Genomic DNA, 18179 nt, shown 5'->3' with positions numbered 1-18179 from the left:
GAAAACCCTGTTTTCGTTGTGGATCAGAGTTTACCCGCTTCCGGAAGTTCCCTGTAAATTTGCTGGCTATAATGTTTCTTTAAGTTGAAGCGCACCGATCATGGATATCAAGAGTTACATGCAGACCGTCGGCCGTCAGGCACGTGCCGCGTCGCGCCGCCTGGCCACCGCCAGCACGGCTGAAAAGAACGCCGCCCTGCTGGCCATTGCCGCCGCCATCCGCCGCGAATCGGCCACGCTGGTCGCCGCCAACCAGGAAGACCTGGCTGCCGCCCGTGCCGCCGGCCTCGAACCGGCCATGCTCGACCGCCTGACGCTGTCGGCCAAGGGCGTTGAAAACATGGCTGAAGGCGTCGAACAGGTCGCCAAGCTGCCGGACCCGATCGGAGAAATGGGCGAGTTCAAGTTCCGCCCGTCCGGCATCCAGGTCGGCAAGATGCGTGTTCCGCTCGGCGTTATCGGCATCATTTACGAAGCACGCCCGAACGTTACGGCCGATGCTGCAGCGCTGTGCCTGAAATCCGGCAACGCCGCCATCCTGCGTGGCGGCTCGGAAGCCATCCGGTCGAATCGCGCCATTGCGGCGCTGGTCCAGGAAGGTTTGCAAACGGCCGGTTTGCCGGCTGAGAGTGTCCAGGTCATCGAGACGACCGACCGCGCAGCGGTTGGCGAACTGATCACCATGCGCGAATTTGTCGACGTCATCGTACCGCGCGGCGGCAAGGGCCTGATCTCGCGCCTGCTGGCCGAATGCCGTGTGCCGATGATCCAGCACCTCGACGGCAACTGTCACGTCTACATCGACGACCAGGCCGATGCGGCCAAGGCCCTGAAGATTGTCGAAAATGCCAAGACTCAGCGCTACGGCACCTGCAACACCACCGAATCGCTGCTCGTCGCACGCTCGGTTGCGGCGACGCAGTTGCCGGCCATCGCGGCAATGTTGAGCGAAAAGGGCGTCGAAATCCGCGGTTGCGCCGAAACCCGGGCCATCCTGCCGAATGCCGTTGCGGCCACGGAGGAGGACTATTTCACCGAATTCCTCGCGCCGATCATCTCGGTCAAGGTGGTCGCCGATATTGATGAAGCGATTGCCCACATCAACCACTATTCGTCGCACCACACCGAAGCCATCGTCACGGAAAATCATCCGAAGGCCATGCGCTTCCTGCGCGAAGTCGACTCGGCTGCGGTGATGATCAATGCCTCGACCCGTTTTGCCGACGGTTTCGAATTTGGTCTGGGCGCTGAAATCGGCATCTCGACCGACAAGATCCACGCTCGTGGCCCGGTCGGTCTGGACGGGCTGACCAGCCAGAAATGGATCGTGCTCGGCGACGGCCACGTGCGCGCCTGACCCGGATAGCCCCGGAGCAATTTCCGGGGTTTTTTCATGTTGACCGCAGCAAGGAGGAATTGCCATGTCGAACGCTGATTATCAGGCTATCGTCGCCGCCCCCGGTTTCGCGCTGGGCGTGCGCTGTTCGGCCGATGACGTGATTGCCGTCGAGTTCCTGCCAGCGCAGGCCGAGCAAGCCCCCGAACTGCCCCTGGCGGCTGAAACCTGCCGCCAGATCAGGGCTTACCTGAACGATCCCGATTTCACGTTCGGCCTGCCGCTGCGCCCGGTCGGCACGCTTTTCCAGCGCCGGGTCTGGGAACAGATTTCCGCCATTCCACGCGGCCGGACAGAAACCTACGGTCAACTGGCCAAAAACATCAAAAACGCCCCACGTGCCGTCGGCCAGGCCTGCGGTGCCAACCATTTTCCGCTGATCATTCCCTGCCACCGGGTGATCGCCACCGGCGGCGGCCTTGGCGGCTTCAACCGCCAGGGCGGCGGCTTCCTGCTCGATATCAAACGCTGGCTACTGACCCATGAAGGCTGCGCCCCCGCTGCTCCGGCCGGCTGATCTCGGCGAAATCGACAATTTCTGCGACGCACTGTGGCTTGAGGACGGTCTCGCCAAGGCAACGCTGGACAGCTACCGCTCCGACCTCGGGCGTTTTGCGCGATGGCTGGCCGAGCAGAACGCCGAGCCGCTGCTCGACGTCCGCGAAACAACGCTGACGGCGTTTATCGCCAAGATTTCCCGCGAAATCCGTGCCAGTTCGCAAGCCCGACACTTGTCGACGCTGCGCCGCTTCTACCGCTGGCAGGTGACGCGCGGCCGGCTGGTCGTCGATCCGACCCAAAAACTGCTCAGCCCCAGCCTGCCTTCGCGCCTGCCCAAGGTGATGTCCGAAAAACAGGTCGACGCCCTGCTCAATGCGCCGAATCTCGATCATCCGCTCGGCCTGCGCGACCGGGCCATGCTCGAAACGCTTTACGCCACCGGCCTGCGCGTTTCGGAACTGGTCAATCTCAAGCAGCATGAGATCGGCTTCAACGAAGGGGTGCTGCGCGTCATGGGCAAGGGCAGCAAGGAGCGCCTCGTGCCGCTCGGCGAAGTGGCACTCGACTGGCTTGGCGAGTATCTGAAAAACGCCCGGCCGGAAATCATCAAGGGCCAGTTGAGCGATGCCATGTTCGTCACCGCCCGGGGCGGCGCAATGACTCGTCAGGCGTTCTGGCAGTTGATCAAGCGCTACGCCGCGCTGGCCGGCATCGATCCGGCCCGCCTGTCGCCGCACGTGCTGCGCCATGCCTTTGCGACGCACCTGCTCAACCACGGCGCCGATTTGCGTGTTGTTCAGCTGTTGCTCGGCCATTCAGACATCTCGACCACGCAGATCTACACCCACGTCGCCCGCGAGCGGCTGAAAACCCTGCATGCGATTCACCATCCGCGCGGCTAAGATAGCGATTCGACGCGCCCATTTATCCACCCAGGCCTTCAACGGGATATCGCCATGCTCAGGACCCGCCTCGCCCCTTCGCTGATTTTCGCCCTGTTGATGCCGTTGACCGCGCCAAGCCAGGCCGGCGAACTGGAGGAAATGCGCGCCACCCTCGGCGAAATGCAGAAACTGCTCCAGCAACAGCAAGCACGTATCGAACAACTCGAAAAACAGGCAAGCACCAAGCCGGAAACGAGCCGCACGGATAGCGGGCCAACTGGCGGGCCGATTGTTCTTGTGCCGGCGACACCGTCCGGTGCGACGCAGAACGAACCTCCGCTGGCCACGCTTTACGGCCGGTTGGACCTATTTGCCGAAACCAACTGGGGCGGCTCGAAAGGCTCCCGCGTCTCGATCGAATCAGGCGGCATGAATGGCAGCCGGCTCGGCCTCAAGGGCGGCAAGGCAATCGCGCCGGAAACCAATTTCATCTACCAGATGGAAGCCGGCTTTTTCGCCAACAACGGCAAGCTCGGCCAATCCGACAGCAACAACACCCGTCTTTTCGGCCGCCAGATGTATGCCGGGGTCGAAGGACGCTACGGTCGACTGACCGTTGGACGCCAATATTCGCCCTTCTTCATGGGCATGATTCAGTTCGACGCCTTTGAAAACGGCTATGGCTCGCCGACCAATTACGGCACGGTCGAACCCGGCCCGGTGCGCTACGACAATGCCGTGGTCTACGCCACGCCCCGCCTGTACGGCCTGACCAGCACACTGTTCGCGGCCCTTGGCGGGAGAACCGGCGGCGCCGAGCAGAACACGCTGGGGCTCAATCTCGACTACAGCAACGGCCCGCTCGGCCTTGGCCTGGCTTATCAGTACGACAACCACAACGCCGTGCTCGACAAAACCACGCGCCACCTGTTCACCGGTGCCAGCTACCAGCTTGGCCCGGTCAAGCTGATGGGCGGACTGGCGGGTTACGACCGACAGCCGGATGTTGGGCCGCTGGTCGAATGGCGCAGCTGGTTCCTCGGCTCGCGCATCGACGTGACGCCGAGCGGCCAACTCCGCCTCAACTACGGCGAAGGCCACAGCCTGGCAAGCAGCAACGACCGCGGCCGGATTTTCTCGGCGGCCTGGATGGAAACGATCAACGCCCAGTTCAAGGCCTACCTCGCCTGGTCGCGCAACCTGAATCAACCGGCCTCGGCCCTGGCGCCCTCCGGCACCAGTGCCAGCGGCTATTACACGATCAACCCCGGCGATACGGCGAATGGCCTGGCCGCCGGTATCCAGTACGTCTTCTGACCCGAAACTGCCAGCACATCGACCATGAGTAAAAACGAACACGCCCCCGAAACCCAGGCCACCAAATTCCTCAAGGCACAGAAAATAGCCTTTTCCAGCCACCTCTATGCTTATGAGGAACATGGTGGAACCAAGGTCTCGGCCCGCGAACTCAACGTCGACGAACACGCCGTGGTCAAGACGCTGATTTTCGAAGACGAGAATGCCAAGCCGCTGGTCGTGCTGATGCACGGCGACCGCAAGGTGTCGACCAAGGAACTGGCCCGCCAGATCGGCTGCAAGAAAGTCGAGCCTTGCAAACCGGAAGTTGCCAACCGCCATACCGGCTTTCTGGTTGGCGGAACCAGCCCGTTCGGCACCAAAAAAGCCATGCCGGTCTACCTTGAAAAGAGCATCCTCGATTTGCCGCTGATCTATATCAATGGCGGCAGGCGCGGCTATCTGGTCGGCGTGCACCCGCACGATATCGTGCATAGCCTGCATCCCAAGGTCGTCGAAGCGGCGCTCAAGGACTGATTGATCAAAACAATCGGTACGATCCGATCAATCAATTAGCCCTATTTAAAGCCTCCCCGTAAAGTGGGCTCCAGATACAAGGAGAGCCCACATGACCCAACTCGTCATCCACCACTACGCCAAACCGGCAGCCCGCCGCCACCTCTGGGCCGGCGTGATCATGAGCATCGTCGCCGCAGCCTTCGTGGTCGATCTGGCCACGGCATGGCTGGCGGCCAACCCGATGGCCGCCCAAGGCTTGCAGGCCAGCCTACTGGCCGGACTGGCAACCGGCATCGGCGCAATTCCGGTGCTTTTCATGCGTCGACCGGCGGAACGCCTGATGGCCCCGATGCTCGGCCTGGCTGGCGGCATGATGCTGGCAGCCAGCCTGTTTTCGCTCCTCGCCCCGGCGCTCCAGCATGTTGCGGCAAGCCCTGCACCGTGGGCGCTCGGCATCCTGACGGCTGCGGCACTCCTTGCCGGTAGCCAGTTCATGCAGCAGATGGATCGCCAATGGCCGCATCACCACGTTGAAAGCATCGAGGCCGACCCGATGTTGCCCAGGGTCAGTCTCGTGGTAGCGGCCATTGCCTTGCACAATCTGCCGGAAGGGCTGGCGGTGGGAGTCGCGGCGGCATCGGGCGCCGATCACGGGATGACACTTGGCATCGCTTTGCAGAACATTCCGGAAGGCTGGATCGTGGCCAGTGCCATGGTCGCGCTCGGTGCCGCACCGTTACGTGCCACAGTGATCGCCCTGGGGACCGGGTTGGTCGAGCCGGTTGGCGGCTTTATCGGCGTCATCGCCAGCAGCCTTGCCGGCCCGGCACTCCCGCTGGCCTTGGCGGCGGCGGCCGGGGCGATGCTCTGGGTCGTCAGTCATGAGCTGATTCCGGCCTCGCACAAGGCTGGACGGGAAGCCGCCGGCACGACGGGCCTGGCGAGTGGCTTCGCAATCATGACGCTGCTCGCGGCACTGGCCTGATCCGGGTGCCCGGCAAAGCAGCGCCGGGCGAGCTTACACGGAGCGTTCGATGATCACGCCAACGCGCTTGACGCCGGGCATCATCCCCAACTTGGCAATTGAGACGCGGACCCACTGCGCCGCAAAATTCTCAAGCAACCAGGTGGCGACATGCTCGGCCAGCTTTTCAAGCAGATTGAAATGGCTGCCCGACAGATCACGGCGCAGGCGCTCGACCACGACGGCGTAATCCACGGTATCGCGAATATCGTCGCTGGCGCCGGCCGATGCGGTCGACACGCCAATTTGCAGGGAAATCTCGACCACCTGCGACATGGCTTTCTCACGCGGATAAATGCCAATCCACGTTTCTGCACGCAGTTCTTCGATGAAAATGATGTCCATAAGGCGGTCGACCGTAGTCCGGGGTGTAAAATTCGCCGCGATTGTACTCCAGCCGGAATAAAGCCCCATGCAAACTGTCCTCGCTATCCTTGCCGCCTACCTGCTCGGCTCGCTGCCCTTTGCCGTGATCGTCTCCAAAGCCTTCGGCCTGGCTGATCCGCGCACTTTCGGCTCAGGCAATCCCGGCGCCACCAATGTGTTGCGCAGCGGCAACAAAAAGGCCGCCTTGCTGACGCTGCTGGGAGATGCGCTGAAAGGTTGGGTCGCCGTTTTCATCGCCCAGCAATTTGGATTCGCCGACAAGGTGATCGGCCTGATTGCCCTGGCGGTCTTTCTGGGCCATCTTTACCCCGTCTTCCTCAAATTCAAGGGCGGCAAAGGCGTTGCCACGGCCGCCGGCGTGCTGATTGCACTTTCCCCACTGCTCGGCCTGGCCGTGCTCGGCACCTGGTTGCTGGTTGCCTACGTTTCGCGCTACTCCTCGCTGGCCGCCGTCATTGCGGCGGCACTGGCCCCGGTTTACCAAGTGCTGATGGCAGGCGGCAACAGCCAGACCCTGGTTGTCGGCCTGATTGCCATGGCCCTGGTCGGCAAGCATTGGCAAAACATTCAGCGCCTGATGGCCGGACAGGAATCAAAAATCGGCAGTAAAAAGAAAGCCTGACCCCGTCTTTTTGCTCCAATTAAACGACGCCGGTTTGCCGGCGTCAGACTGCTGACAAAGCCTCCAAGCGATTGGGGGCTTTATTTTTTATAATGCAGGCATGCTCAAGCCTGTCTACCCCGCCCAAACGGAACTGGAGATGGTGACGTTGGAGCAATTGGTCCCGAAAGACCACTTGCTCCGGCTGCTCGACCAGCACATCCGGTTTGATTTCATTCGTGAAGCGACCCAGCACCTGTATTGCGAGAACAATGGCCGACCAGCGATTGATCCGGTGGTGTTGTTCAAGATGTTGTTCATTGGCTACCTGTTCGGGATTCGCTCCGAGCGACGGCTGGTGAAGGAAATCGAGGTCAATGTGGCTTACCGCTGGTTTCTCGGCTTTCGACTGACGGACAAAGTGCCGGATGCCTCGACGCTGTCGCAGAATCGGCGTCGCCGCTTTGTCGGGACGGACATTGAGCAACGCATCTTCGACGGGATTGTCGAGCAAGCCATTGAGCATAAGCTGATTGGCGGGCGGGTGCTTTACACGGACAGCACGCATCTGAAGGCGAATGCCAACAAACGGCATTTTGAGGTGCATCAGGTCGAGCAAACCCCTGCGGCCTACCTGGCCGAACTGGATGCAGCCATCGAAACGGACCGAGCCGCCGCGGGCAAGAAGCCGCTCAAGCGTGATGACGATGATTCGACACCGCCGATGAAGGAGGTCAAGGTCAGCACGGTCGATCCCGACGCAGGTTTCATGGCCCGCGACAACAAGCCGACCGGCTTCTTCTATCTGGATCACCGGACTGTCGATGGCGTGCATGCTTTGATCGTCGATACCCATGTCACGCCGGGCAATGTCCATGACAGCCAGCCCTACCTTGCCCGCCTGGATCGGGTCATGGAGCGCTTTGATCTGGCCGTGGGCGCCGTCGGGCTGGATGCCGGGTATTTCACCCCGCAAGTCTGCAAGGGCCTCCTCGAGCGGGCACTGTTCGGGGTGATGGGCTACAAGCGACCCACACACCGCGATGGCTATTTCTACAAACGGGACTATCTCTACGATGCGGTCCAGGACTGCTACCGCTGCCCGGCCGGGGAGGTTCTACCGTACCGGACGACCAACCGGCTGGGTTATCGCGAATACGCCTCGAACCCGGCGCGGTGTGCCGATTGCGGCGTGCGCGGGCAATGCACGCAGAGCCGGAACCATCAGAAGCTCGTGACCCGACATCTCTGGGAAGGTTTCAAGGAAGCGATCAACGCCAATCGCCTGAGCGACCTGGGCAAACGGCTGTACGCCCGGCGCAAGGAAACGGTGGAGCGCAGTTTTGCCGATGCCAAGGAGTTGCACGGCCACCGTTACGCCCGTTTCCGTGGCTTGGCCAAGGTGCAAGCGCAGTGCCTGCTCTCGGCGGCCTGTCAGAACATGAAGAAGATGGCCCTGTTGCTGGCCCGCAAGGCGGCAGCCTTATTGGCCAAAATCCTCGCACGAACCCGTTTTGCCGCCCCATTCGCCCGCCATCTTTGGCAGATCGGGGTTCCTAACCTGAATTTCAGAATCCGCCTCGCTTCGGCTTGAAGCCAGGAGTCTCCCTGATTTCCAACCAGAAAAACAAAACCCCCGAAAAATCGGGGGTTCGTCAGCAGTCTGACGCCGGCTTGCCGGCGTTTTTTTTTGGCCAAAGCGATAGCAAAAAGGTATTCGTTACATTTGTTTAGTTGATTGGATAAATCGGCCTGCGCTGCCTACACTGCCTTCATCAGGTCAGCACGACCTGCTTTGAGACAGAGGAGGCAAGGCATGATTTCCCGCTTCATTGATCGCTGGTTTGATGAACTGGTCGCATGGGATTCCTGCATCGACGTTCTGGCCAACCTGCCCGACAACTTTTGAATCGCCCATTAGCAAACTAACGAAGGAGCAATCTCCATGAACGGCAAAAAACTGACTACTGCCGCCGGCTGCCCGGTGGTCGACAACCAGAACACGATGACCGCCGGTCCACGCGGCCCGGTTTTACTGCAGGATGTCTGGCTGCTTGAAAAGCTCGCCCACTTCGACCGCGAGGTCATCCCGGAGCGCCGCATGCATGCCAAGGGATCGGCCGCCTACGGCACCTTCACCGTCACCCACGACATCACGAAATACACGCGTGCCAAGTTGTTCAGCCAGATCGGCAAGCAGACGCCGCTGTTTGCACGCTTCACCACCGTTGCCGGCGAACGCGGCGCGGCGGATGCGGAGCGCGACATCCGCGGCTTTGCGCTCAAGTTCTATACCGAGGAAGGCAACTGGGACATGGTTGGCAACAACACCCCGGTCTTCTTCCTGCGCGACCCGCTGAAATTCCCGGACCTCAACCATGCCGTCAAACGCGACCCGCGCACCAACATGCGTTCGGCCAAGAACAACTGGGATTTCTGGACTTCGCTGCCGGAAGCGCTGCACCAGGTCACCATCGTCATGTCCGACCGCGGCATCCCCGCCAGCTATCGCCACATGCATGGTTTCGGCTCGCACACCTTCAGCCTGATTAACGCGGTCAACGAGCGTTTTTGGGTCAAATTCCATTTCCGCAGCCAGCAAGGCATCAAGAATCTGAGCGATGCCGAAGCAACGGATATCATCGGCCGGGATCGTGAATCGCATCAGCGCGACTTGCTTGAAGCCATCGACCGGGGCGATTACCCGAAATGGACGATGTTCATCCAGGTCATGCCGGAAGCCGATGCCTCGAAAGTGCCCTACAACCCGTTCGACCTGACCAAGATCTGGCCGCACAAGGATTACCCCTTGATCGAGGTCGGCCAGTTCGAGTTGAACCGCAACCCGGAAAACTTCTTTGCGGAAGTCGAGCAATCCGCATTCAACCCGGCAGCCGTCGTTCCCGGCATCAGCTTTTCGCCGGACAAGATGCTGCAGGCACGGCTGTTCTCCTACGGCGATGCGCAACGCTACCGGCTCGGCGTCAATCACCACCAGATTCCGGTCAATGCCCCGCGCTGCCCGGTGCACAGCTATCACCGCGACGGCGCCATGCGCATCGATGGCAACCACGGCGCCACGCTCGGTTATGAGCCGAACAGCGAGGGTCAATGGCAGGAGCAACCTGATTTCCGCGAACCGCCGCTGTCGATCGAAGGCATGGCCGATCACTGGAATCATCGGGAAGACACCGACTACTACTCACAACCTGGCGCCCTCTTCCGTCTGATGACGCCGGCCCAGCAGCAGATTCTGTTCGACAACACCGCCCGTGCCATGGGCGATGCGCCGGATGAAATCAAACGCCGCCACATCTGCAACTGCTCGCGTGCCGATGCAGCTTACGGTGCCGGTGTCGCCAAAGCACTGGGGGTTGCGATCTAAACACAAGCCATTGATTATTAATCAAACAAAATCCATCAACGCAAAATAACGAGGCTTGTTACAGAACGATACAAATAAATTGCTGCAATGCAGCAAGTTTTTTGGCAGAATGGAATCTGTCTCCTCCATCTCCTCCAAGAAATGGATTTAAGCCCGCCTTGTGCGGGCTTTTTTTTGCCCTGAATTTGCGCTGAATACAGGCTGCCCCGACTTGGCGCCGCTGATTTTTCGGGCAAAAAACAAGCCCGTCTGAGCGGGCTTTGTTTTTTTATTCGGGTTGTCTCCTCCCCCACCTCGGTGAGTTCGGTTTGGTGCATTCGCAACCAATGCTGCAAATCATAGCATAGTGAATTGATTACGGCTTGTTAAATTTAAATCCTGGCGGATGCATTCAGCCCGCCGTCTTCCTGGCCCCCGGATGACAGCACTTTCCCGATCAACGACTATCCGTTGGCGTGGGTCGAAATATCCATCAATGGCCAGCGCGGTTGAACGGCAAAGGAACCCGCCGGTTTCGCCAAGGCCCCCGACTGCAGACGCAAACAACCCGCCAGGGCAATCATCGCGCCGTTATCGGTACAAAACTCCAGCTCCGGGTAATAGACACGGAAACGCTTTCGTTTTGCCTCGTCATCGAGCGTCGACCGCAACTGCTTGTTGGCACCGACGCCCCCCGCCACGACCAACTGCTTGAGGCCGGTCTGCTTCATTGCCTTGAGCGACTTCTTGACCAGCACCTCGACAATGGCTTCCTGAAAAGCCCGGGCTGCATCTTTTCTGAACGCATCGCTGAGCGGCTGCGGCTGCTCGCGAACCAGCGTCAAGACCGCTGTTTTCAGGCCGGAAAAACTGAAACTGAGGTCGCCAGAATGCAGCATCGGCCGAGGTAGCTTGTACTTTTCCGGATCCCCCTGCTCAGCCAGCTTCGAGAGTAAGGAGCCACCGGGATAAGGCAGACCGAGCAGTTTGGCGCTTTTATCGAAGGCCTCACCGGCCGCGTCATCCAGCGTTTCGCCAAGCAATTCGTACTCACCAACAGCGGTCACCTTCATCAATTGCGTGTGCCCGCCGGAAACCAGCAGGGCGACAAACGGGAAGGTCGGCGGGGTGCTGGACAGCAGCGGTGACAGCAAATGCCCTTCCAGGTGGTGCACCGGAACGGTCGGCCTATCAATCGCCAGCGCCAGCGCTTCGGCAAAGGCGCAGCCGACCAGCAGCGCACCGGACAGCCCCGGACCGCGCGTATAAGCTACGGCATCGACTGCATCGAGACTGCGCCCGGCACGAGCCAGGGCCTCGTGCAACAAGGGAACGACGCGGCGAATGTGGTCACGTGAAGCCAACTCGGGAACAACGCCACCGTACTCGGCGTGCATGGCGACCTGCGAGTGGAGAGCGTGCGACAACAAGCCGGCTTCGCTGTCGTAGAGCGCAATGCCGGTTTCGTCGCAGGAGGATTCAATACCAAGGATCAGCATGGGATCGATTTTAACACTTGGAACTAAAAGGTTTTTTGCAATATACTGGCTGGCTACCCGCAAGCATGCGGAAACAAAATTTGCGCGCACTGCCTTTTACTTGACCTGGCAGGCGCCTTACGGAAGGGGGTGATTTATATGCCGAACATTCGTGTCAAGGAAAATGAGCCGTTCGAAGTTGCTATCCGCCGCTTCAAGCGCACGGTTGAGAAGACTGGTCTCCTGACCGAACTGCGTGCCCGTGAGTTTTACGAAAAGCCCACGACCGAACGCAAGCGCAAGGCTGCCGCTGCCGTCAAACGCCAGCACAAGCGCCTCCGTAGCCTGACCCTGCCGCCGAAACTGTACTAATCCAGTACACTTCGCCGCAGAATAAAAGCCGCCCGCCCTCAAAAGCTGGCGGCTTTGTCTTTTTTCCACAGCATTTCTCCTGATGAAAACACCATGAGCCTCAAAGCACGTATCTCGGAAGACATGAAAGCGGCCATGAAGGCCAAGGAAGCAGCCAAGCTTTCGGCCATTCGCCTGCTGCTCGCTGCCATCAAGCAGAAGGAAGTCGACGAGCGCGTCGAACTCGACGACACAGCGGTCATCGCCGTCATCGACAAGCTGACCAAGCAACGTAAGGACAGCGTCACTCAATACGAAGCCGCCGGCCGCCAGGAACTGGCCGATGCCGAGAAATTCGAAATCGGCGTACTGGCCGTGTACTTGCCGGAAAAAATGGGCGCCGATGAAATGGCTGCCGCCGTTGCCACCGCCGTCGCCGAAACCGGCGCCAAGGGCCCGGCCGACATGGGCAAGCTGATGGCCGTGCTCAAGCCGATGCTGGCCGGCAAGGCCGACATGGCGGAAGTGTCGAAACTGGTCAAGGCCGCGCTGGCCGGCTAAAGCACCTTGATCCCTGATTCATTCATTCAGGATCTGCTCGCCCGGGTCGACATTGTCGACCTGGTCGATGGCTATGTGCCGCTCAAAAAAGCGGGCGCCAATTACGCGGCCTGCTGTCCGTTCCATAACGAAAAATCGCCTTCGTTCACCGTCAGTCCGACCAAGCAGTTCTATCACTGCTTCGGCTGCGGCGCCCACGGCACGGCGATCAGTTTTGTCATGGAATACCAGGGCATGGGTTTCGTCGACGCGATCAAGGAGTTGGCCAGCCGCGCCGGCATGCAGGTGCCGGAAAGCGACAACCGTGGCTTCAGCGACGAAAAGCCGGGACAAACGCGGACGCTGATCGAAATCATGGCGCGCGCCGCCCAGTACTACAAAGACCAGCTCAAACGCTCGCCCAAAGCCATCGAATATTGCAAAAAGCGCGGGTTGACCGGGGAAGTGGCTGCCCGCTACGGCATGGGCTACGCCCCTGATGGCTGGCAAAACCTGCAGGAAATTTTCCCGGACTACAACGCCGACGAACTGAAAGTCGCCGGACTGGTGATCGAGAATGAAGCCGGCCGTCGTTACGACCGCTTCCGCGACCGACTGATGATCCCGATCATCAACCAGAAGGGCGACATCATCGCCTTCGGCGGGCGCGTCATCGACCAGGGCGAACCGAAATACCTCAACTCGCCGGAAACACCGCTGTTCGAAAAGGGACGCGAACTGTTCGGCCTGCCGCAAGCCCGCCAGGCACTGCGCGAAACCGACACAGCCATCGTCACCGAAGGCTACATGGACGTCATCGCGCTGGCTCAGAACGGTGTCGGCAACGCCGTCGCCACGCTCGGCACGGCAACCACGGCAACCCATGTCAGCAAACTACTCAAGCAGGTCGACCGCATCGTTTTCTGCTTCGACGGCGACAATGCAGGCCGCAAGGCCGCCTGGCGTGCGCTGGAAAATTCGCTTGAGGCACTGGCCGACAACAAACGCCTCGGCTTTATCTTCTTGCCGCAGGAAGACGACCCGGACAGCTACATCCGCGCCAATGGCAAAGCCGAGTTCGACAAGCTGGTCGTCCAGGCCATGCCGCTCTCCGACTTCCTGCTGCGCGAACTGGCCCAGCGCTGCGACCTGACCAGTTCGGAAGGCAAGGCGCAGCTGATCTACGAAGCCAAGCCCCTGCTGCTCAAACTGCCGACCCCGCTGCTCCGCCTGCAACTGGTCAAGCGCCTGGCCGAGGCCAGCGGTTTTGCCCAGAGCGAAGTCGAACGCCTGTGCGAGTTGAAATCCTACACCCCCGCCGCCCCGGCGCGTGCCAAGCGCACCGCCCCCTCGCTGACCCGCAACCTGCTGCGCCTGGTATTGCAAAAGCCACAACTGGCCGCATCGGTACCCATCGACTTGTTGCCGGACACCCCGGAGCAACCAGCCCTGGCCAGACTTCACCAGTTGGTCAGCGCCAATCCGGAAGCAAGCACTTACGCTTCGCTGCGCGAACGTCTACGCGGCCTGCCGGAAGAAAGCCTGATTGAAACAGCAGCGGCGGAACTTCTGGGCTTGCCATCGGACGAAGCAGAGTCCGCCGCCGAATTCCGCGACACCCTGGAAAAACTCCAGGCCGGCGGACAGAAAAAGCTGTTTGACGAACTACAAATCAAAGCCCAGAGACTGGGCGTCGCCGGCCTGACCCCGGAAGAGAAGCTGGCCTACATACAGCTCCTCGCCAAACGGGGAAATCGTGGCTAAGTTATGGTAGAATTTGAGGTTTTCCGCAATTCAAGGGATCGTGTTCATGGCCAAGGCAAAAGATACTGCTAAGGAAGCCCCCAAGGCTCGCACCAGCAAAGCCAAGGAGAAGGCCGCCGAAAAGGCGCTGCTCGAAGGCGCAATGGCAGAAACTCCGGAACCGCTCGACGCCGAAGCGCGCAAGATGCGCCTCAAGAGCCTGATCAAGCTCGGCAAGGAGCGCGGTTACCTGACCTACGCCGAAATCAACGACCATCTGCCGGATGATGTGGTCGATGCCGAAAGTATCGAAGCCATCATTTCGACTTTCAGCGAAATGAGCATCCAGGTTTTCGACGAAGCCCCGGCTGCCGAAGACCTGCTGATGTCCGACACCGCCGCCGCTGCGACGGATGACGAAGAAGTCGAAGCCCAGGCCGAACAGGCACTGTCCACCGTCGATTCCGAATTCGGCCGCACCACCGACCCGGTCCGCATGTACATGCGTGAAATGGGCACGGTCGAGTTGCTGACCCGCGAAGGCGAAATCGAGATCGCCAAGCGCATCGAAGAAGGCCTCAAGCACATGGTCCAGGCAATTTCCGCCTGCCCGACCACGATTGACGACATTCTCGAAACGGTTGCCAAGGTCGAAGCCGACGAAATGCGCATCGACGAACTGATCGATGGCCTGATCGACCCGAATGCCGTCGAAGCCGCACCGCAAGCCGATCTTCCCGAAGAAGAGGAAGAAGAAGACGAGGATGCCGACGACGACGCAGACGGCGACGCCGGTGGCGCAGCCGTTTCCGCTTCGCTGCTGCAACTGAAGGTTGACGCCCTGGAGCGCTTCGCGACCATTCGCGCACTTCACGTCAAGATGCAGAAGGCGCTGTCGAGCAAAGGCTCGCAGGACAAGGCCTACCTCAAGCTGCAACAGCAGATTTCCGACGAGCTGATGAACATCCGCTTCACTTCGCGCACCATCGAGCGCCTGTGTGACAGCGTGCGCGGCATGGTTGAATTGATCCGCAGCTCCGAGCGAAAAATCCAGCAAATCTGCGTCGACCGCGTCAAGATGCCGCGTCCGCACTTCATCCAGTCCTTCCCGGGCAACGAAGTCAATCTTGAATGGGCCGACGCAGAAATCGCCGCCGCCCCCAAGACCTACGTCGCCATCCTGACCCGCAACGGCCCGGCCATCAAGGAAGAACAGAAGAAGCTGATCGCCCTCCAGGACCGCACCGGCATTCCGCTCAAGGACCTGAAGGACATCAACAAGCAGATGTCCACCGGCGAAGCCAAGGCCCGTCGCGCCAAGCGCGAAATGACCGAAGCCAACCTGCGTCTGGTTATCTCGATCGCCAAGAAATACACCAACCGCGGCCTGCAGTTCCTCGACTTGATCCAGGAAGGCAACATCGGTCTGATGAAGGCGGTGGACAAGTTCGAATATCGTCGTGGCTACAAGTTCTCGACCTACGCTACGTGGTGGATTCGTCAGGCCATCACCCGCTCGATCGCCGACCAGGCACGCACCATCCGTATTCCGGTTCACATGATCGAAACGATCAACAAGATGAACCGGATCAGCCGCCAGATCCTGCAGGAAACGGGTGCCGAACCCGATCCGGCAACGCTGGCCAAGAAGATGGACATGCCGGAAGACAAGATCCGCAAGATCATGAAGATTTCCAAGGAACCCATCTCCATGGAAACCCCGATCGGCGACGACGACGACTCCCACCTCGGTGATTTCATCGAAGACCAGACCACCCTGGCCCCGGCTGACGCAGCGATGTACTCCAGCCTGCGCGGCGTAACCAAGGAAATCCTGGACACGCTGACCACGAGGGAAGCCAAGGTCCTGCGCATGCGTTTCGGTATCGAAATGAATACCGACCACACGCTGGAAGAAGTCGGCAAGCAATTCGACGTTACCCGCGAACGTATCCGCCAGATCGAAGCCAAGGCCCTGCGTAAGCTGCGTCACCCGAGCCGTTCCGACAAGCTGCGCAGCTTCATCGACAGCAACGGCAACTAAGCTTTCGGGCCCGTAGCTCAGTTGGTTAGAGCAGAGGACTCATAATCCTTTGGTCCACGGTTCAAGTCCGTGCGGGCCCACCAATAAAACAATAGGTTACTGGGAATACCCAGTAACCTATTTTTACTATTAACCCGGCAAATTGATAGGGCGTTTGTGGTATGATATTGACATGAACAAAGAAGATGCCCGCAAGCTCAAGCCAGAGCAACAGAAGGAGAAGCGCAAGATAGCGCTTCGGATGAGAATGAACGGACGCGAATTTGCCGAAATTGGAGAAACGGTCGGGGTGCATCCCCGCACGGTCCAATACTGGTGGTCGCGCTATCAGGCAGAAGGCCTCAAGTCAGCGGTAGAGGGCGGCAAGCGTGGCACCGAGGTGGGCGAGCGACGCACGCTGAGTGTGGAACAGGAGTGGGTGGTGCAGCAGTTGATCAGCGAGAAGATGCCCGACCAACTCAAGCTGTCATTTGCGCTCTGGACACGGGCCGCCGTTCAGGAGTTGATCTATCGTCGTTTCAAGGTCGACATGCCGATTCGGACGGTAGGTGAGTATCTCAAGCGCTGGGGTTTTACGCCGCAGAAGCCACTGAAGAAGGCGTACGAGCAGAAACCTGAATTGGTGGATGCCTGGCTCAAGGAGAGCTACCCAGGCATTGCGCAGCGCGCCAAGGAAGAAGGGGCAGAGATTCACTGGGGCGATGAAACGGGCATCCGTAGCGATTGCCAGCACGGTCGAAGCTATGCGCCGGCAGGGAAGACGCCTGTTCAACGAATGCCCGGGAGTCGATTCGCCACGAACATGATCTCGACGGTCACCAATCAGGGGAAAGTTCGCTTCATGCTCTACCAGGAAACGATGACGGCCCCGGTGCTGATTCGCTTCCTGGCACGCCTGGTTCGGGAGGCCGGGCGCAAGGTGTTTTTGATTCTGGACAACCTGCGTGTGCATCACAGCAACAAGGTTCGGGACTGGCTGAAAAAGCACAGCGAACACATTGAGGTGTTCTTTTTGCCCGCCTATTCTCCAGAACTCAATCCGGACGAATATCTTAACTGTGACTTGAAGGCATTGGTCCATGGCGGGAAACCAGCCAAGAATCGGGATGAACTGGAATCAAAGGTGCGAGGCGCAATGATGAAAATACAGAATCGTCCAAAACGGGTTATGTTCTATTTTAGACATCGGAAAATCCAATATGCTGCCTAATGAACCTATTGTATTGCCGGGTTAATAATCGGTATTAAACCAAGAAACTGCTGTGCACTCAAAATGCATTTAACACAAAATCCGCACGCTCAATTTTTCTCATAAATTCTCACAAAAACATGGACAAGGCCAGTTTTCAGTTTAATGGGCCTTTATCGAAGCAATTCGGCCAGAACTTGGAGAGCGTTCACCAAGCCGGCTTAAACAATCAGCGGTCAAAACGTTTTCGCCCCCTAAGCGAACATTAGAAATACTATTCATCGGGTTCAATGTTGCGCGTATCAGAAGATTTTACGCTTGCACTGAGCAGCACAAAAGAGGGGACTAAGCTGAACAACCATTGTGCCAGCAACCAAGTCATGTAAGCAGCGACGGTTTTTATTAAGAATAAAAAGGCAATCAGCTACCCCAAATGCCCAGCCAAGGTAGGGGATAAGATAGAGCAAGCTTGGCAACCACCATCGCTTAAAGACAGCCCTAGCGAACCCTGCATTGCTTGCATTGGGAAAAGTCACGACTCGCAACTTCAGCATTTTTTTCCCGATAGTCTGCCCTGTCAATGAGAGCGACACTGCTTGATAAACAGACACCCCTAGCACTATCGCAATAGCTACGAAGATACCAAAAATGGATAGAAGATTTGTAGGATCCAAGGTTTTAATAATTTGAGCACTTAGAAACAAGGCAGCGATTGCGACCAATAAATCAATTAAATAGGCAAGCACTCTTGATTTTATGGGTGCAAGGCAATTTGATGCAGGCAATATAGGGGGTGCCATTAACTACTCCTCTGCTATTGCGTAAAATTATATGGCATATAAAACCAAAAGCACCTGGCTGA

17 protein-coding genes and 1 tRNA gene are annotated in these 18179 nt (G+C 59.0%); 15 read left to right on the top strand and 3 right to left on the bottom strand.

Features of this window, described 5'->3' with window-relative positions; all coding sequences use genetic code 11:
• The first annotated feature begins 100 nt into the window (after positions 1-100).
• The 6 genes from KI614_RS02785 (at position 101) to KI614_RS02760 (ending at position 5581) form a co-directional block, all read left to right on the top strand.
• Positions 101-1357, top strand: a complete 1257-nt coding sequence (locus KI614_RS02785; RefSeq protein ID WP_226407713.1) for a glutamate-5-semialdehyde dehydrogenase — start codon at positions 101-103, stop codon at positions 1355-1357.
• Positions 1358-1421: 64 nt separating this feature from the next.
• Entirely contained in the window at positions 1422-1913 is a 492-nt protein-coding gene (locus KI614_RS02780; RefSeq protein ID WP_226407712.1) for a methylated-DNA--[protein]-cysteine S-methyltransferase, read from the top strand.
• Positions 1879-2799, top strand: coding sequence for a site-specific tyrosine recombinase XerD (gene xerD / locus KI614_RS02775; protein WP_226407711.1), 921 nt, complete (start codon positions 1879-1881; stop codon positions 2797-2799). Before KI614_RS02780 ends, xerD begins: the two co-directional genes overlap by 35 nt.
• Before the next feature lie 54 nt (positions 2800-2853).
• The gene (locus tag KI614_RS02770) at positions 2854-4098 is read left to right on the top strand and encodes a porin (RefSeq protein WP_226407710.1); all 1245 of its coding nucleotides are present in this window, start codon (positions 2854-2856) and stop codon (positions 4096-4098) included.
• A 24-nt stretch (positions 4099-4122) separates the two neighbouring features.
• On the top strand, positions 4123-4614 hold the full coding sequence (gene ybaK, locus KI614_RS02765) for a Cys-tRNA(Pro) deacylase (RefSeq protein ID WP_226407708.1): 492 nt from the start codon (positions 4123-4125) through the stop codon (positions 4612-4614).
• Positions 4615-4705: 91 nt separating this feature from the next.
• On the top strand, positions 4706-5581 hold the full coding sequence (locus tag KI614_RS02760) for a ZIP family metal transporter (RefSeq protein WP_226407706.1): 876 nt from the start codon (positions 4706-4708) through the stop codon (positions 5579-5581).
• A gap of 33 nt (positions 5582-5614) precedes the next feature.
• On the opposite strand, the gene KI614_RS02755 is transcribed toward KI614_RS02760, so the two are convergent.
• Positions 5615-5965: a dihydroneopterin aldolase gene (locus tag KI614_RS02755; protein ID WP_203468595.1), complete on the bottom strand. Its 351-nt coding sequence runs from the start codon at positions 5963-5965 to the stop codon at positions 5615-5617.
• A gap of 67 nt (positions 5966-6032) precedes the next feature.
• Between KI614_RS02755 and plsY the strand changes: the two genes are divergently transcribed.
• From plsY to KI614_RS02740, 3 genes are all read left to right on the top strand, one after another.
• The gene (gene plsY / locus KI614_RS02750; protein ID WP_226407704.1) at positions 6033-6629 is read left to right on the top strand and encodes a glycerol-3-phosphate 1-O-acyltransferase PlsY; all 597 of its coding nucleotides are present in this window, start codon (positions 6033-6035) and stop codon (positions 6627-6629) included.
• Positions 6630-6729: 100 nt separating this feature from the next.
• Positions 6730-8202, top strand: a complete 1473-nt coding sequence (locus KI614_RS02745; protein WP_226406905.1) for an IS1182 family transposase — start codon at positions 6730-6732, stop codon at positions 8200-8202.
• Positions 8203-8553: 351 nt separating this feature from the next.
• The gene (locus tag KI614_RS02740) at positions 8554-9993 is read left to right on the top strand and encodes a catalase (RefSeq protein WP_226407702.1); all 1440 of its coding nucleotides are present in this window, start codon (positions 8554-8556) and stop codon (positions 9991-9993) included.
• A gap of 443 nt (positions 9994-10436) precedes the next feature.
• Here the strand turns inward: KI614_RS02740 and tsaD are convergent, their stop codons facing one another.
• Positions 10437-11471: a tRNA (adenosine(37)-N6)-threonylcarbamoyltransferase complex transferase subunit TsaD gene (tsaD, locus tag KI614_RS02735; protein ID WP_226407700.1), complete on the bottom strand. Its 1035-nt coding sequence runs from the start codon at positions 11469-11471 to the stop codon at positions 10437-10439.
• A gap of 138 nt (positions 11472-11609) precedes the next feature.
• Here tsaD and rpsU point away from each other — a divergent pair, with 138 nt between their 5' ends.
• From rpsU to KI614_RS02705, 6 genes are all read left to right on the top strand, one after another.
• Entirely contained in the window at positions 11610-11822 is a 213-nt protein-coding gene (gene rpsU, locus KI614_RS02730; RefSeq protein WP_011286295.1) for a 30S ribosomal protein S21, read from the top strand.
• A gap of 93 nt (positions 11823-11915) precedes the next feature.
• The gene (locus tag KI614_RS02725; protein ID WP_226407698.1) at positions 11916-12362 is read left to right on the top strand and encodes a GatB/YqeY domain-containing protein; all 447 of its coding nucleotides are present in this window, start codon (positions 11916-11918) and stop codon (positions 12360-12362) included.
• A 6-nt stretch (positions 12363-12368) separates the two neighbouring features.
• Positions 12369-14105 (top strand): DNA primase, encoded by a 1737-nt coding sequence (gene dnaG / locus KI614_RS02720; protein WP_226407696.1) that lies wholly within the window; start codon positions 12369-12371, stop codon positions 14103-14105.
• A 46-nt stretch (positions 14106-14151) separates the two neighbouring features.
• Positions 14152-16128 (top strand): RNA polymerase sigma factor RpoD, encoded by a 1977-nt coding sequence (rpoD, locus tag KI614_RS02715; RefSeq protein WP_371810505.1) that lies wholly within the window; start codon positions 14152-14154, stop codon positions 16126-16128.
• 6 nt (positions 16129-16134) lie between these two features.
• Positions 16135-16211: transfer RNA gene (locus tag KI614_RS02710), tRNA-Ile, on the top strand.
• A gap of 89 nt (positions 16212-16300) precedes the next feature.
• Positions 16301-17338, top strand: a complete 1038-nt coding sequence (locus KI614_RS02705) for an IS630 family transposase (protein ID WP_226407694.1) — start codon at positions 16301-16303, stop codon at positions 17336-17338.
• A gap of 281 nt (positions 17339-17619) precedes the next feature.
• On the opposite strand, the gene KI614_RS02700 is transcribed toward KI614_RS02705, so the two are convergent.
• The gene (locus KI614_RS02700) at positions 17620-18117 is read right to left on the bottom strand and encodes an RDD family protein (protein WP_226407692.1); all 498 of its coding nucleotides are present in this window, start codon (positions 18115-18117) and stop codon (positions 17620-17622) included.
• Positions 18118-18179 lie beyond the last annotated feature (62 nt).

Source organism: Dechloromonas denitrificans, from assembly GCF_020510665.1.
Taxonomy (GTDB): Bacteria; Pseudomonadota; Gammaproteobacteria; order Burkholderiales; family Rhodocyclaceae; genus Azonexus; species Azonexus denitrificans_B.
The sequence above is the reverse complement of the archived record's forward strand: the minus strand, read 5'-3'. Positions and strand labels throughout refer to the sequence as shown.